Origin of the sequence: Oerskovia enterophila, from assembly GCF_044748475.1 — a bacterium.
In the GTDB taxonomy this organism is placed as follows: Bacteria; Actinomycetota; Actinomycetes; order Actinomycetales; family Cellulomonadaceae; genus Oerskovia; species Oerskovia enterophila.
The window spans coordinates 28068-42598 of the sequence record NZ_JBIVFZ010000001.1 but is presented as its reverse complement, the minus strand read 5'-3'; the positions used below and the strand labels follow the sequence as shown (position 1 = coordinate 42598).

Annotated in this window: 14 protein-coding genes; 4 read left to right on the top strand and 10 right to left on the bottom strand. The window is 74.3% G+C overall.

Annotation, left to right across the window (positions count from 1 at the left end; genetic code table 11):
• Nucleotides 1-124 precede the first annotated feature (124 nt).
• On the bottom strand, nt 125-1000 hold the full coding sequence (locus ACIPWA_RS00225) for a YwiC-like family protein (RefSeq protein WP_400287573.1): 876 nt from the start codon (nt 998-1000) through the stop codon (nt 125-127).
• Between the two features lie 184 nt (nt 1001-1184).
• Between ACIPWA_RS00225 and ACIPWA_RS00220 the strand changes: the two genes are divergently transcribed.
• Nucleotides 1185-1808, top strand: coding sequence for a hypothetical protein (locus ACIPWA_RS00220; protein ID WP_400287571.1), 624 nt, complete (start codon nt 1185-1187; stop codon nt 1806-1808).
• Nucleotides 1809-1961: 153 nt separating this feature from the next.
• Nucleotides 1962-2861, top strand: coding sequence for a universal stress protein (locus tag ACIPWA_RS00215; protein ID WP_400287569.1), 900 nt, complete (start codon nt 1962-1964; stop codon nt 2859-2861).
• Nucleotides 2862-2867: 6 nt separating this feature from the next.
• Here the strand turns inward: ACIPWA_RS00215 and ACIPWA_RS00210 are convergent, their stop codons facing one another.
• The 6 genes from ACIPWA_RS00210 to ACIPWA_RS00185 all read right to left on the bottom strand — a co-directional run bounded on the left by ACIPWA_RS00210 (nt 2868) and on the right by ACIPWA_RS00185 (nt 9813).
• On the bottom strand, nt 2868-4793 hold the full coding sequence (locus ACIPWA_RS00210) for a sigma-70 family RNA polymerase sigma factor (RefSeq protein ID WP_400287567.1): 1926 nt from the start codon (nt 4791-4793) through the stop codon (nt 2868-2870).
• Between the two features lie 163 nt (nt 4794-4956).
• Complete coding sequence (locus ACIPWA_RS00205) at nt 4957-5577, bottom strand: pentapeptide repeat-containing protein (RefSeq protein WP_400287565.1); 621 nt, start codon at nt 5575-5577, stop codon at nt 4957-4959.
• A gap of 51 nt (nt 5578-5628) precedes the next feature.
• Entirely contained in the window at nt 5629-6216 is a 588-nt protein-coding gene (locus ACIPWA_RS00200) for an RNA polymerase sigma factor (protein ID WP_400288425.1), read from the bottom strand.
• A 182-nt stretch (nt 6217-6398) separates the two neighbouring features.
• Nucleotides 6399-6659: a hypothetical protein gene (locus tag ACIPWA_RS00195; RefSeq protein WP_400287563.1), complete on the bottom strand. Its 261-nt coding sequence runs from the start codon at nt 6657-6659 to the stop codon at nt 6399-6401.
• A 50-nt stretch (nt 6660-6709) separates the two neighbouring features.
• On the bottom strand, nt 6710-7639 hold the full coding sequence (locus ACIPWA_RS00190; protein WP_400287561.1) for a ribonuclease Z: 930 nt from the start codon (nt 7637-7639) through the stop codon (nt 6710-6712).
• 77 nt (nt 7640-7716) lie between these two features.
• Nucleotides 7717-9813: an ABC1 kinase family protein gene (locus ACIPWA_RS00185; RefSeq protein ID WP_400287559.1), complete on the bottom strand. Its 2097-nt coding sequence runs from the start codon at nt 9811-9813 to the stop codon at nt 7717-7719.
• Nucleotides 9814-9960: 147 nt separating this feature from the next.
• On the opposite strand from ACIPWA_RS00185, the gene ACIPWA_RS00180 reads away from it, so the two are divergent.
• The gene (locus ACIPWA_RS00180) at nt 9961-10338 is read left to right on the top strand and encodes a hypothetical protein (protein WP_400287557.1); all 378 of its coding nucleotides are present in this window, start codon (nt 9961-9963) and stop codon (nt 10336-10338) included.
• A 33-nt stretch (nt 10339-10371) separates the two neighbouring features.
• Here the strand turns inward: ACIPWA_RS00180 and ACIPWA_RS00175 are convergent, their stop codons facing one another.
• Nucleotides 10372-10611 (bottom strand): hypothetical protein, encoded by a 240-nt coding sequence (locus ACIPWA_RS00175; protein WP_056649455.1) that lies wholly within the window; start codon nt 10609-10611, stop codon nt 10372-10374.
• A 231-nt stretch (nt 10612-10842) separates the two neighbouring features.
• Between ACIPWA_RS00175 and ACIPWA_RS00170 the strand changes: the two genes are divergently transcribed.
• The gene (locus ACIPWA_RS00170) at nt 10843-11175 is read left to right on the top strand and encodes a cupin domain-containing protein (RefSeq protein ID WP_400287554.1); all 333 of its coding nucleotides are present in this window, start codon (nt 10843-10845) and stop codon (nt 11173-11175) included.
• Between the two features lie 42 nt (nt 11176-11217).
• On the opposite strand, the gene ACIPWA_RS00165 is transcribed toward ACIPWA_RS00170, so the two are convergent.
• Together ACIPWA_RS00165 and ACIPWA_RS00160 are read right to left on the bottom strand one after the other, a co-directional pair.
• On the bottom strand, nt 11218-13395 hold the full coding sequence (locus ACIPWA_RS00165; RefSeq protein ID WP_400287552.1) for a permuted SH3 domain-containing protein: 2178 nt from the start codon (nt 13393-13395) through the stop codon (nt 11218-11220).
• A complete protein-coding gene (locus ACIPWA_RS00160; RefSeq protein ID WP_400287550.1) occupies nt 13388-14464 on the bottom strand; it encodes a hypothetical protein in 1077 nt (358 codons plus the stop codon). Before ACIPWA_RS00160 ends, ACIPWA_RS00165 begins: the two co-directional genes overlap by 8 nt.
• Between the last annotated feature and the right edge of the window lie 67 nt (nt 14465-14531).

The following is a 14531-nucleotide window of genomic DNA, read 5'->3' as shown; positions in this document are numbered from 1 at the left end:
CGAGGGGGTCGCTCCGTGACCTTCGGCCGAGCCTCGGAGGGGAGCCTGGACAGACCCCCGCGGGGCGTCCGGCCCGACGGCGCCACGCCCCTCGGGCCCTCGTCTCCAGGGGCGTCGGGCCAGGTCAGGCGGCGCCCGCGACCGCCAGGGTCGAGGGCAGCCAGAGCGCGACCACCAGGACGAGAACGCTCGCGGCGACCTCTCCCATCCCGAACTGCAGGGGCTTCGCCCCGGTCCTCGGTACCCACACCGCCCGGGCGGTCAGGCCGGCGAACAGCAGCACCGCGGGCCACCACGCGAGCCCGGCCGCTGCGAGCGTCACGCTCACGGCGACCCCTGCGGCCACGTGGTAGACGACCGACGCGACCAGGTAGGAGCGCTCGCCGCGCTCCCGGACGAGCGTCTTGACGTAGAGGATCGTCCCCGCGAAGTAGGCCAGCACGAGCACGAAGACGGCCCACACCTGGGGCCAGCCGATCCCCGCGAGGCCCGTGACGCCGTCGGGCAGCGAGACACCCGGCCACAGGTCCGGCGCCGGACCCGTCCCGGCCACGAACGCGACCGGCAGCATGAGGCACGCCGCGAGCACCGTGGCCCCGTCGTTGAGCAGCGAACGCTCGCGCCGCCGGTACGAGCACCACAGGCTCACCCCGAGCAGCGGCAGGAACAGCGGGACCCAGACCAGGAGGTCGGGCCGCAGGGCCAGGACCGCGACGGCTGGGACGACCGTCGCGATCCCGTACGCCCGCACGAGCGGCAGGTAGCGCGCCCTGAAGCGCGACTTGAGCCACAGGCCCGCGGCGAAGAACGCGAAGTACCCCACGAACCACAGGACGGTGAGCGGCACGTGCACCCAGGCCGGACCGCCGAGCACGAGGCCGACCAGCAGCGGCACCGCGAGCATCGCCCACGCGCCGTGCTGGTCGGGGACCCAGCCCGGGCCGCGGCGTCGTCGACGTCCTGCCGGACGCCGCTCAGGTCGCGTGCTCCCCTGGGTCATGCCCAGAGACTGGCACGCGTCCGTGCAGCCCAGGGGGACGTCCCGGCGGGCGGACCAGGCGTCCCGGCCGGTGGACTCACCCGGTCCCCGACGTGCGTTCCCGGCGCGCCGCCAGCATCGTTGACCCGGGAGCACCGCGAGGGCAGGCTCGTGGCAGGGGCACCCGCCAGTCCGAGGGAGGACGATGCACAAGCCGGACGAACCAGCAGGCGCCCATGAGTCGTGGGAGCAGATCGTCGCCCGTTTCGCGCGCTTCAGCGGCGTGGTGGGCGAGATCTCCGACCCGCTCACGTGGGGGCTGGACCTCGAGGAGGAGACCGTCACCGGGACGGGTGACGACCGCGACCCCACCGAGGAGCGGTTCCTGCGCGCCTACGTGTCGTTCGTGGGCGAGGCGGTCGACGTCGAGACGCTCCGCGTCGGCACCGACGACCCCGAGCAGATCGACGACATCGTGCGCGCCGCGCTCAGCGGGGCGCTGGCCTCGCCCCTGCACAACGACGTCCCCGAGGGTGCCGAGGGGCCGACGGGGGCGGACTTCGCGGACGCCTACCAGGACTACCGCTCGGCGATGCGGGCGATCGTCGAGGAGGTCGACCTCGCGGCGCTGCAGCGCACGGCCTTCGTGCTCGACGACGTCTCGCACCCGTGCGTGCGGGTCGCGGTCCGGGGGACGGTCGCGGTGTACGTCCCGATCGGCGACCGGGCCGTGATCGTCTCCGGCCCGACCGACCTCGTGGACCGTCTGGACATCTCCACGGCCCCGATCCGCAACCTCCTGCACGGCGACGACGGGCCTCGGTTCTGACCCGTCCGCGCCCGTCGTCCGGTGCTGACGCCGAGGCGTGATCAAGCAGACACGCCCAGGCGTGACGTGGCCGTCGGGAACGACCAAGATGGGTGGTGCGGACGGTGCACAGTCGCACTGGACGGTCGTCGAGCAAGAGAGCAGGTGACGTCGATGCGTGACGTGGTCGTCGGTGTGGACGGGTCGGTCCAGTCGCAGGAGGCCCTCGACTGGGCCCTGGTCGAGGCGGGCTCACGAGGGGTGCCGCTCACCGCGGTCCTCGCGTGGGAGCCCTCGTGGCAGGACGGTCCGCGCCCGTCGGAGCCCTCCGACTTCAGCCACCTCGCGGACCTCAAGCAGGAGCAGGTCCTGACCCTCCTGGACGAGGCCCGGCACCGGACCGGGGTCGAGACGATCACGCACGCCGAGCAGGTCCAGGGGTCGCCCGCTGCCGCGCTGCTGGCTCGGGCCGAGCACGCCGAGATGCTCGTGGTCGGGCGTCGCGGGCTGGGACGCCTGGGACGGCTGGTGCTGGGGTCGGTGTCCTCGGCCGTCGTGCAGGGGGCCGTTCAGGTCCCGGTCACGGTCGTCCGGTCGAACGAGGAGGACGAGGCCCCCGAGACGGACGGCAGCGTGCCGCGCGTCGTCGTGGGCGTGGACGGTTCGCGCACCTCGGTGCACGCGCTGCGTCACGGCCTCGAGGTCGCCCGCCGCACGGGCGCCGTGCTCGATGCCGTGTTCTGCTGGCAGATCGTCACGCTCGCCCCGCTGCCGGACTCGTGGGGCTGGACCCCACCGATCGACGACTACGAGAAGTTCGCGGGCGAGCAGCTCGACCGCGCGCTCGAGTCCGCGGGCGCGGACCTCCCCGAGGACCAGCTGCGCCGCAGCGTCGTGCACGCGCAGCCCGCCAAGGGCCTGATCGACGCGGCCCGCGGCGCCGAGCGGCTGGTCGTGGGCAACCGTGGCACGGGCGGGTTCGACCGGCTGCTGCTCGGCTCGGTCAGCCGGCAGGCCGTCGAGTACGCGTCGTGCCCGGTGACGGTCGTGCGTCGCCCCGCCGAGGAGTCCTGAGGCGGGTCAGCCCGCGATCGTGAAGGTCGAGGTCACGGTCGGCCCTGCCTCGACCACGCTGCCACCGTTCGCCCGGACGTAGCGCAGCCCGATCGAGTGCTCGCCGGGCGCGAGCCCCGACACGACGCGGTCGAGCGGGCGGCCGTTCGCGCCGTGCAGGTTGCCCGTGGCGTCTCCGTCCACGAAGACCTGCAGGGTCATCCCGGCACGTCCCTCGATCCGGACGTCGATCGACGGCGCCCAGTCCAGGACGGACCCGTCGGCGGGCGTGAGGATCGTGGGCAGCGCGAACGTGAACGGCCCCTGGACGGTGGTGGGCTCGGAGGCCAGCCCGCCGCGCTCCTGGGTCACGGTGAGGCTGTCCCAGCCTCCCCCGCTGCCCGACGGCGTCGCGTGCCACGTTCCGGCCGGCGAGACCTCCGCGGTGGCCAGGACCGAGGACGCCCCGGTCGGGTCGGTGCCGGTCAGGGTGACCGTCGCACCGGCCTCCCCGGTGCCCGAGAGCTCGGGCAGGAAGACCAGCTCGCCCGGCGTCGGGGCGACGAGGGTCGGCGCGACGGGCGGGACGTCGACGGGGTCGACGGGGTCGACGGGGTCGACCGGATCCACAGGGTCCACCGGGTCGGGTGGCACGGGCCCGACGGGCGGCTCGGTGACGACAGGCGCCTCGGGTCCGGCGCCGGCGCCCTGAGGTCGCTGCGAGGAGCCCGTCCCGGGGGAACCTGACGAGCCGGTCCCACCCGAGGGCCCCTGGCCCAGGACCTCGGGCAGGCCCGCCTCGGGGGGCTCGGCCGCCCCGTCGTCCGGGATGTCCGCGGGGTCGGTCGTCCCGGGGGTGCCGACGGTCGGCCCGTCGGCCGATCCTGGCGAGTCGCTCTCGGCGATGAGCTGTTCGGCGACCGCCGGCGGCGCCGCGGCCCAGGGCTGCGCGACGACCAGCACACCGGCCGCGACCGCGACGCCCGCACCGACCAGGGCGAGCACGAGCCCGCCCGAGAAGCCACCCGCGGTCGCCCCGGCCCCCGAGGCCGCCGCACCGAGCGGGCCCGACCCGCCCGACGCTCCGCCCGAGCCGGTGGGACCTGAGGAGGCGAGCTCCGCCGTCGGGCCGACGAACGTCCCTACCGGTGCCGCGCTCGCCGCACCGCCCAGCGCGAACGAGCCTCCGCCCAGGACCGCCGGGACCCCCAGGACCAGCGGGACCAGCAGCAGGCCCAGGCGGGAGGCGACCTGGTCGACCTCCTCGACGAGGATCGAGCACGACAGGCACCCCGTGAGGTGCTCCTCGAACCGGTCCTTCTGACGCGCGCTCAGGGCACCGCGGTTGTAGTCGCCCATCAGCTCGACGGCCCAGCGACACTCCTCGGGCACCGCGGCGGCGTTGACGTGCGCCTGGAGCCACGACCGACGCAGGCCCTCGCGCGCCCGGTACGCGAGCGCCGAGACGGACCCCGCGCTCAGCCCGAGCAGCGGGGCGACCTCCCGGGGGTCCATGCCCTCGACCTCGGTGTACCAGAGCACCGCCTGCCACCGCTCGGGGAGCGCCTTGAACGCCGTGACGGTGACCGAGCCCTCGATCACCCCGTCGGCCATGTCGACCGGGTCCGCGACCTCCGGGACCTCCTCCACGGCGATCGGGTGCGGCGCGTGCGACCAGGAGATCGCGACGCTGCGGACCGTCTGGTAGAGGTAGGGCCGGAACGGACCGGTCGGCCCGTGCCCGCCCTGGATCGCGTTCAGGATGCGCGCGAACGACTCCTGGACCAGGTCGTCCGGGTCGAACGACGACGTGACCCGGCGGGCCGCGCCGCGACCGGCGCCCGCGTGCCGGGTCCACAGGACCCCGTAGGCGTCCCGCGAGCCCTGGCGCACGGCGTCGACGAGCTCCTCGTCGGCCAGTGCCTCGAGGTTCTGCTCGCTCGTCGTCGCCATGGGCGTCCTTCCGGCGTCCCGGGATGACGCCGGGCGCACGATCGGGGGCGCCCCGTGCCTGCCACGAGGTGCCCGTCACGAAGAGAGACACGCCCGGGACGCGATCATGACGCGACGGTGACGTGTCTCTCAGCGGGATCCCGGTGCTGCGGCCGGCGACCGGTCAGTGGGTCCGGACGTCCAGCCCCAGGGACTCGGCGAGGACGAGCGCCTGGGCCGGGTCGACGATCGCGCCCTGCACGGTGCTCGACAGCGGGTCGAGGGACCGGAGGTCGCTGCCCCGCAGGTCCGTCCCCGTGAAGTCGGCCTTGTGCAGCCACGCACCCGACAGGTCGAGGTCTCGCAGCACCGCGCCCTGGCAGCGCGCACCCGTCAGGTCCGCCTCGCGGAACCGCGCGCCGGTCAGCGTCGCGCTGCGCAGGTCGGCTGCCGGGAGACCCACGAACGACCAGTTGCCGCCCACGACCTTCAGGAGGTCGAAGCTGCACTCGGTGAACACCGAACCGACCGCCTTGCAGCGCGTGAAGGTGGTGTCGAAGAACGAGCACCGCGAGAACGTGCAGTTCGCGAAGGCCGAGTCGGTGTGGGTCGACGCGTTGAAGCGCACGTTGCGGAACGTGCACCCGGTGAACGTGGCGCCCGTCGTCGTGATCTCCGAGAAGTCGCAGTCGCCGAACGCCACGCGCTCGAACGTCTCGCCGTCGAGATCACGCCCGTACCAGTCCTCGCGGTCGACCGACGAGTCGGTGGGCGGGGTGGGGTCTCCGTGCGCCTGATCAGCCATGCGAGCGACCGTACCGGGAGGCACCGACGACGCCGACGGCGGCGCCTGTGCCTAGCCGAGCGCTGCCCGGAGGCGTCCCCGCGCGTGGTGGAGCCTGGACTTGACGGTCCCTTCCGGGACGCCGAGCCTGGTCGCCGCGTCCCGGACCGACAGGTCCCGCAGGATGCACAGGTCGGCGACGGAGCGGTAGGGCGGGGCCAGCGTCCTCACCGCGGCACGGACGCGCTCGACGAAGACGCTCGACTGGGCGGCGGTCTCGACCTCGTGCTGAGCCCCGCCCAGGGTCTCCCGCAGCCCCGCGACGCGTCGGAGCAGCCGGTGGGCGCGGATCCTCGCCCGACGGTCGTTCGCGTGGAGGTGGGCCGCCGTGGCGAGAAGCCACGGCAGGATCGACGACTCGACGACGATGTCGCCGCGCCGACGCCACGCGTGCAGGAACGCCCCGGACGCGAGGTCCTCGCTCCGCCCCGCGACGTCGTCGTGCCTGCCGTCCGTGACGATCAACCCCCGGCAACGCCGCAGGACCCGTGCGGAGTGTCGCCGGTAGAGGAGTGCGAACGCCTCCTCGTCCCCGGCCTGGACACGCGCCCACAGCTCCGTCTCGGCCGTCAGGACAGCAGTTGACAGCTCGGCCCCCATCACGTCGCCCCCCAGCGCCCGCCCTGCCGACCGCACCAGCGCCACGCACCGCCCGGTCGATGTGCTCCCAGCATGGTCGACCGGGAACGGGTGCGCTCGCGGAGACGGCCGGCGCCTCGTCCGGGTTCGAGGACGAGGTTCGGTCCCGTGCTCGTCCCGTCCGTCGGGGGCCGCGCGGCGGGTCAGCGACGCGAGAACGCCCGGCGGAACCAGTAGACGGCCAGGCACGCGCCCGCGAGACCGACCATCCAGCCGCCCGTACCCAGCGCCGGGCCGGTCGTGCAGAGGGCCTCGCCACCGGACGGGTCCTCGACGCACCGCCGCACCTGGACCGCGACAGCCAGGAAGGCCACGACCGCCGCCAGCACCGACAGCGCCAACCAGCCCCAGCCGATGCGGCGGGGCGTGCGGTCGTCGTCGGGCACTCCAGGCAGGTCGGGCACCGTCCGAGGGTAGCGGTCACGGGTACCTGCCAGGGGCACCGCACCGTCGCTCAGTGCACGCGCGGCGGGACCTGCACCCGGTCGAGGTCCTCGGCGACCGTGAGCTCGCCGTCGAACACGGTCCTGGCCTCGGCCCAGAACTCCCCCGCGTCCTGGTAGCGCTGCGAGAAGTGCGTGAGGACGAGCGACCGGACGCCGCACTCGGCCGCGACCGTGGCCGCCTGCAGCGCGGTCAGGTGACCGAAGGCGTGCGCGAGGTCGCGGTCCCGGTCGAGGAAGGTCGACTCGATCACGAGCAGGTCGACCCCGCGCGCGAGCGAGAACACCGCGTCGCACAGGCGCGTGTCCATGACGAACGCGAACGACTGCCCCGGGCGCCGGGCGCTCACGTCCTCGAGCCGGACGGTCCGCCCGTCGCCCGTGACCACCGTCCCCTCGCGCTGGAGCATCCCGACCTCGGGGCCCGAGACGCCGGCCGCGGCGAGGAGCTCGGGCACCATGCGCCGCCCCTCGGGCTCGTCGAGCCGGTAACCGAACGCCTCGACACCGTGCTCGAGCCGCTCGGCGCGCAGCGTGAAGACCTGCTCCGGGCGCACGGGCCAGACGACCCCGTCCTCGGCCAGCGGCTGGAGCTCCAGGTCCGCACGGTGGTTGTAGGACGTCGCGTCGATCAGGTGGTCGACCCACGCCGCGCCCGACGCCGGGAACGACACCGGGATCGTGTGCGGCACGCCGTCCAGGCTGATCCGCTGCACGACGCCGGCCAGCCCCAGGCTGTGGTCGCCGTGCAGGTGCGTGATCGCGATCCGCGTCAGGTCCGTCGCCGACACCCCCGCGCGGAGCATCTGCCGCTGCGTCCCCTCGCCCGGGTCGAACAGGACGGCCTCGTCGTCCCAGAACAGGACGTAGCCGTTGTGGTTGCGCGTCCGGGTGGGCACCTGGCTGGCGGTGCCGAGGACGACGAGCTCGCGGCGGGACATGAGCGCACGCTAGCCGCCCGGGGACGCATCAGCACGACGTCTCCCGCCCGCGGAGCCCCGGGCCGCCGGTCCGCGACCTACCAGTCCCTGGCACCTCGGTCCCCCGGCGCCCCGCGGAACGCGTAGATCAGGACCCGGATGCTGAGCACCGCGCCGACGAACAGCATCACGGCGCCGAAGACCGAGTACCAGCTCAGGTCGTTCGTGAGCTGAGGCCCGTTCTCGGCGATCAGGAGGAAGACCCCGCCGACGACGCTCGCCGCAGCGATGATCGTCGAGATGACCTGCTGCACGAGGCTCGTGACGAACTTCCTGTCACCGGGGTCGGAGAACGCCCGGACGTTGACCGTGAACCTCCCCGCCTCGAGGTCGGACGTGATCTTGTTGAGGCGCCGGGGCAGGCGTTCGATCGAGGGAGCGAAGGCCAGGAGCTGCGACCCGGCCTTGGCCCGGATCTTGCGCAGGCTCACCATGTTGCGCAGCAGCTCCTCGCCCTCGTCGCGGGCCGAGGACACCAGCTCGAACGACGGGGACAGGACGTGCAGCGTCCCGTCGAGCGACGCGATGGTGCGGAACGCCGCGGCGACCTGCGGCGGCACGCCCATGCCCGCGTCGTTCACGAGCCGGACCATCGAGGCGAACAGCGACCCGCTGTTCGCGGCCCCTCCGCCGCGGAACCGCAGGATGAGCTGGCCGACCGAGCGCTCGAACCGGCGCTCGTCGAAGCTCTCGGGCTGGTCGAGGAGCTCGATGAGCGCGTCGGTCGCCGCGATCGAGTCGTCCGCCTCGACCGCGAGCAGCACGGCCGCGAGCGCGACCCGCTCGGCCTCGTCGAGCCGGCCCACCGACCCGAAGTCGAGCAGCCCGAGCGAGCCGTCGTCGCGCAGCAGGACGTTGCCCGGGTGCAGGTCGGCGTGGAAGACCCCGGTCACGACGATCTGGTCGAGCGTGACGCGCAGCAGGCGGGCCGCGATGTCGTGGCGCGCGTCGTCGTCGAACGTCGTGAGCAGCTCGGCCGCGTCCCCGACGGGCGTCCCGTCGAGGCGGTCCATGACCAGGAGCGTCGAGCTCGACAGCTCCGGGTAGACGCGCGGGATCTCGACGAGGGGCACGTTCGCGTCGGGGTCCTCGCCCTGGTGCAGGCCGGGCAGCGGGTGCCGCCGCGAGCGCCTGACGGTCGCGAGCGCCCCTTGCACGTTGAGCGTGTTCTCGAGCTCGGTCGTGTAGTCGAGCTCCTCGCGCAACGAGGCCGCGAATCCCTCGGCGAGGTCCATGATGCCCAGCGACGGACCCCAGGACGTGTCGCGCTGGAGCCGGCGCGCGATCCGCAGCACGATCCGCAGGTCGCCCAGGACCTGGGTGCGGGCCCCGGGCCGCTGGACCTTGACGACCACCTCGCGGCCGTCGAGGAGCGTCGCGCAGTGCACCTGGCCGACCGACGCCGACGCGATCGGGTCCGGGTCGAAGTGCGCGAACACCGTGTCCACGGGGGCGCCGATCGACCGCGTGACCATGCCCTCGATCTGCGCCCAGGGGGCGGGCGGGACCTGGCTCTGGAGCCGGGACAGCTCCTCGACGTACACCGCGGGTAGGAGGTCCGCGCGCGTCGAGAGCATCTGGCCGAGCTTCACGAACGTCACGCCCGCGTCGCTCAGTGCGGCCCGCAGCTCGCGGGCCACGGCCCGCTCCTCGGTGTCCGTGGTCCGCTGGTGGCTGCGCCGGCGCGCCCCGCGGCCGAAGAACCCGCCCAGCCCGTGCCGCAGCATGATCCCCATGATCTGCGCGTAGCGCCACATGTCCTTGGACCCGCTGCGGAGCTCGACGACAGCGCGCCAGGGCGTCGGGATGCTGCCCGTCGGCACCAGGAGCTCCAGGACGAGCAGCAGCCCGAGGCCGATCACGAACGACCACGCCCACGCGAGGACGATGATCACGAGCACGACCCCGGGATGGACCGTGAGCGACCCGTCGGCCTCCTGCACGCCGAGCTGCTGGAACCCCTCGGTGAGCCCCCACGACCCGATCGAGACCACGAAGACCGTCATGAGGATCGAGCGGATCCACCCGACCGGGACCCCCAGGACCCTGCGGGCCGTCGCCGCGAGCAGGAGGACCATGACGATCGTCGCGACGGCCGTGAACAGCGCCGTCGCGATCGAGGAGAGGATCTGCATGCCCCCTACTCTCCCGCGCACCGGGAGGGGGCGCAGGCGGACACGCTCGCCGCGGGCGGGGGCGCTCGCCCATGGGCCCGGCGCCTCGACCGCCTGACCGAGCCGGCCCTCACGCAGTCGTCGGGGAGCGCGCCCTACGATGCTCAGGTGTCCCGGACCAAGGCCGTCGTCGTCGCGTGCGTCACGCTCGTGGGTCTCGCGCTGACCTACGAGGCAGGGGCGATCCTCCTGGCCGAGTCCGACGAGGGAGGGATCCCGCCCGCCTCCGCGGTCCCCGCGCTCCCGCAGGGTGTCACGATCACGACCGACGGGATGGGGTGCGGTTCGGGTGGCTGCTGGCGCGAGCTGACCCTGTCCGGCCCGCCGGGGCAGTCACCCGCCGACCTCGCCGCGAGTGCAGCCCCCGCGGGCCAGACGTGCACCGGACGAAGCTGGATCACCGCGCGCCGCGTCTGCTCTAACGTCACCGTGGCGGGGGACGAGGTGCGGTTGAACGTGTACTACGACCGACCGCTCGGGCTCTGACCTCGGCCAGCGGGGTCGCCGGTTCGCGGTCGGCTAGGCCGACGCAGCGTCCTCGGTGTCCTCCTCCGCGGCTCCCGAGCGCTCGAGCGCGCCCCGGTAGACCCGCAGCCGCTCGACCTGGAGCTCGGAGAACATGGGCGCGTCGACGTCCTCGATGGGCGTCGTCCGCAGGAAGGTCAGGATCTCGCTCTGCGTCTCGTCGATCTCGGCCAGTCGTGCTCGGTCGGCGTCGTCGAGGAGCTGCCAGACGTCGACGAAGGTGGGAGCGTGCATCCACCCAGTTTCAGGTACCCGCCGCCCGAGCGCACGCCGGTCGGGCATCGAGTGACGGCCGTCACAGGCAGGTGCCGGCGCGGAGCACGGCACGGGGGCAAGCCCGGGCGCGACGCCCGCACGAGGCGCGCGACGCCGTCGGGCACTCACGCACACCGGGCGAACCGGACGCCCTGCGGCCATGATGGGAGGGCCCCCGACACCCGTCCCCCACCCGAACGGAAGCCCCTCATGACGAACCTCGAGCTGCTCACGGACGCGCACCTCACCCGCGCCCGGGACGGCGACAACGGCCGCAGCGCGGAGGTCGTGCTGCACGACGGCGTCCTGCGCCAGACCATCATCGCGATCCTCGCAGGCATCGAGCTGGGCGAGCACAACGCTCCCCCGGCCGCGAGCATCCAGGTCCTGCGCGGGCGCGTGCGGGTCACCGCGCTGGGTGGCGACGAGGAGGTCGGGACGGGCGAGCTGCGCGTGATCACGCACGAGCGGCACGCCGTCACGGCGCTCGAGGACTCGGCGTTCCTCCTGACCACCGTGACGAGCGTGCCCCCGGCGCAGTGACGAGCGTGCCCGCGGCGCAGTGACACCCGTGCCCGCGGCCGGCTAGCCCCGGCTCGGCGGCCCTCCCGTGCCCCCGGCGGGGAACTGACCTCCCCCGCCGCGCGGCATCTGGCCGCGCTGCTGCGTGCTGCCGCTGTTCCCGAGGCCCGTGAGGCCCGTCGAGGACTCCTCGTCGGTCACGATCTCCTGGGTCAGGTCCGCGAGGACCACCTCGTCGCCCGCCTCGAGCCCCGAGGTGATCTCGGTGGTCTCCTGCCCGACGGCGCCGACCTCCACGGTCACGTCCGTCACCGTCCCGTCGCGCAGGACCGCGACGGTGCGCGCGGTCCCCGTCGCGCGCACGGCCGACGTCGGGACGACCAGCACGTCCGTTCCACCCGCGACCGTGATCGACGCCTGCGCCGAGGACCCCTCGTACAGGGTCTCGTCCTGCGGGTCGAGCGCGATCGTCACGGGGTACTCGGGCGTCGAGGACGTGCTCGTGCTGAGCACCCCGATGCTGCTGACCGTGCCCGTGCGCACGGTCGGGTCGTCGGACACGGTCACGGCCGTCTCCTGCCCGACGGCGAGGCTCACCACCGCGGTCAACGGCACCGTGGTCTCGACGACGTAGCCGTCGGCGCCCAGGACCGTCATGACGGCAGAGGTCGACGAGGCCTCGACCTGGTCGCCCACCGCGAGCGCGACCTGCGCGACCGTGCCTGCGATCGGGCTCGTCAGGGTCGAGCGCTGCGCGTCGGCCTGGGCGATCGCAACCTGGGCCTCGGCGAGGTCGATCGCAGCACGGTCCGCCAGGACCTGCTGGGCCGACGCGGCCTGCTGGCTCGTCGCGCTGCCGCCCGAGGTGGGGCCGGTGGCGCCCGACCCGCTGCCTCCTGTCCCGCTCGCGCCGCCGGGGCCGGTCGCGCCGGAGCCGCCGGAGCCGCCGGAGCCTGAGCTTCCGTCGCCGCTCGAGGGGCCTGCCGGAGTGCCAGAGGATCCACCGCTCGTGCCGCTGCCGCCGCTTCCGGTGCCGCTGTCACCGCTGCTGCCCGGAGTCTGCCCCTCGGACCCGCCCGCCTGGTCGGCGGCCAGCGCCTCCTGCGCCGTCTGGATCGCGGCGTCGAGCTGGGCCGCGAGGTCGAGCAGCGAGTGCTGGGCGCCGTCGACGTCGGTCTGCGCACCGAGGGCCGCGGTGATGGCCTCCTGGCAGGTCGTGAGCGCGGCCGCGAGGTCGACGCCTGCTGCTGAGGTCTCGTCCTGGGCGGGTGCCCCTGCGCCTGTGTCGTCGTCGGCATCGTCGGCCTCGCCCCCGGCCGGAGCGGACGGGAGGTCCTCGTCGGTCGCCGCGAGGAACGCCGCGCACGCCTCCTGCGAGCCGACGACGCTCGTCGAGCTCGACTCGAGCGCTGCGGTCGCGGCGTCGTACCCGTCGAGCAGTGCCTGCTGGGCGAGCTCGACGGCCTCGAGCGCCTGTGCGACCTCGGCCGAAGGTGACGCACTTCCCGGCGACGGTGAGGTCGCTGCCGCTGACGGAGTCGTCGTCGCGACGGCCTGCGTCACCACCGTGGGCGAACCCGTCACCCTCGCGACGGCCTGCGACACCCCGGACGTGCCGGCGGACGAGGTCGAGGCGATCGACGCCGAGGTGCCGGACGTCCGGGTCGACGTGCCGGTGGAAGAGGACGCGTTGGAAGACAGGCCGGCCGCCGTGCTGCTCGACGACGTCTGCGACGCGAGGTCGTCCTCGAGCGTCTGCTCGGCCCGCGCCAGGGTCTCCTGCGCGGACTCGACCGCGTCCTCGAGCTCGGTGAGGTCGAGCGTCGCGAGCACGTCGCCCGCGCTCACGGAGTCCCCCACGCCGACGGCCACGGTCGCGACCGTGCCCGCGACCGAGAACGCGGCGTCGGCCCGCGCGGCCGACGCGACGGTCCCGGCCGCGTCCACGGTCTGGGTGACCTCTCCTGTGGCCGCGGTCGCGGTCCGGTAGGTCCCGGCGCTCCCCCGGTTCGCGGCGAAGGCCGCCCCCGCCCCGACGAGGCTCACGACCACGACCGCCGAGACCCCCGACACGACGAGCTTGCGGCGACGCTTGGCTGCCCGCCGCACCGAGGCAGAGGTCCGCACCGGCTCGTCGGCCGTCACGGCTGCCTCGGTCGCGGCCGTCGGGTCCTGGTCGGCCACGCCCCGCTCGGTCGTGCCCCGGTCCGCCCGGCGGGCACGCGGCGTCGGCTCACGCATCGTCGTTCCCGCTCTCGCTCGACGTGTCCTGCCCGCCGCGGCCACCGCCCTGTCCGGGCCCGCCGTCGCCACCGGGGCCGCCCTGGCCCATACGACCGAAGCCGGTCGAGCACTCGCCGTCGACGGCGTCGGACAGGGTCAGGCTCGTCGCGGTCACGGTGCCCGAGGTGTCGGTCGCCGCCCCCGACGTGGAGCCGTCGGACGAGCCGCCGGACGTACCTCCCGCCGGCTGCGTCCCGACGCTCACGCACAGCCCGACAGCGAGCGCCGAGGTGTCCGCCGCTGTGGTCGTCGTGTAGGTGGTCGAGCCGTCCACGGTCACGGTCGAGCTCGTCGGCCCGGCGGTCGACGCGTCGTTCGCCCCGTCGCCCGCCCCCGGTCCGGACGAGCCGCTCGACTCGACCGTGATCTCGGTACCGGCCACGGCCGTGACCTTCCCGACCACGATCCCGCCGAACCCGCCTCCGCTCGGGCGATCGGCGCCGTCGGGCATGTCCGTGGGCAGGTCGGTCGGGGCGCCCTCCGGGCGCTCGGGGCGATCCCCCGCGTCGCCCGCAGCGTCCTCCCCTGCCGGGGCATCGCCCGAGGGGCGTTGACCGCCCCCGCCGAACCCGCCCGAGCACTCACCGTCGACCGGCGCGGTCACGGCCACGCTCGTGGCAGCGGCCGCTGCCGAGCCGTCGGCGCTCCCCGTGACAACGAACACGCACGACCCCTCGGTCACGGCGTCGAGCGTCGTGGTCGTGGTCCGCGAGACCGTCGTGTCGGCGGAGTACGCGACCGCGGTCTGTGAGTCGGAGGACTGGACCTGGAGCACGCCGTCGGAGATCGCCGCGATCTCGCCGGAGATCCCCCGGGGCCCGCTCTGGCCGCCCTGCCCTCCGCGGCTGGCTCCGTCCTGCGCGCTGTCGGTCGCGGTGCTCTCGGCGTCCGAGGCGCTGCCCGCGTCTCCGCCCGAGCAGGCGCTCAGCAGCAGGCTCGCGCCCAGGAGGACCGCAGGGGCGGCAAGCAGGCGGCGCGAGCGCGTCGACCGGGTCGCAGGGCTCGTGCGGACGGTGGTGGTGTTCATGAGTCTCTCCTCGACGGTTCCGCGACGACGCGCGGGACGGACGGATTCAGGGCGCCCGGACGGCACG

Excerpts from the sequence above, each read along its gene's own strand:
- ACIPWA_RS00225 (WP_400287573.1), bottom strand. The coding sequence starts at position 1,000 with ATGACCCAGGGGAGCACGCGACCTGAGCGGCGTCCGGCAGGACGTCGA.
- ACIPWA_RS00220 (WP_400287571.1), top strand. The coding sequence starts at position 1,185 with ATGCACAAGCCGGACGAACCAGCAGGCGCCCATGAGTCGTGGGAGCAG.
- ACIPWA_RS00215 (WP_400287569.1), top strand. The coding sequence starts at position 1,962 with ATGCGTGACGTGGTCGTCGGTGTGGACGGGTCGGTCCAGTCGCAGGAG.
- ACIPWA_RS00210 (WP_400287567.1), bottom strand. The coding sequence starts at position 4,793 with ATGGCGACGACGAGCGAGCAGAACCTCGAGGCACTGGCCGACGAGGAG.
- ACIPWA_RS00205 (WP_400287565.1), bottom strand. The coding sequence starts at position 5,577 with ATGGCTGATCAGGCGCACGGAGACCCCACCCCGCCCACCGACTCGTCG.
- ACIPWA_RS00200 (WP_400288425.1), bottom strand. The coding sequence starts at position 6,216 with ATGGGGGCCGAGCTGTCAACTGCTGTCCTGACGGCCGAGACGGAGCTG.
- ACIPWA_RS00190 (WP_400287561.1), bottom strand. The coding sequence starts at position 7,639 with ATGTCCCGCCGCGAGCTCGTCGTCCTCGGCACCGCCAGCCAGGTGCCC.
- ACIPWA_RS00185 (WP_400287559.1), bottom strand. The coding sequence starts at position 9,813 with ATGCAGATCCTCTCCTCGATCGCGACGGCGCTGTTCACGGCCGTCGCG.
- ACIPWA_RS00175 (WP_056649455.1), bottom strand. The coding sequence starts at position 10,611 with ATGCACGCTCCCACCTTCGTCGACGTCTGGCAGCTCCTCGACGACGCC.
- ACIPWA_RS00170 (WP_400287554.1), top strand. The coding sequence starts at position 10,843 with ATGACGAACCTCGAGCTGCTCACGGACGCGCACCTCACCCGCGCCCGG.
- ACIPWA_RS00165 (WP_400287552.1), bottom strand. The coding sequence starts at position 13,395 with ATGCGTGAGCCGACGCCGCGTGCCCGCCGGGCGGACCGGGGCACGACC.
- ACIPWA_RS00160 (WP_400287550.1), bottom strand. The coding sequence starts at position 14,464 with ATGAACACCACCACCGTCCGCACGAGCCCTGCGACCCGGTCGACGCGC.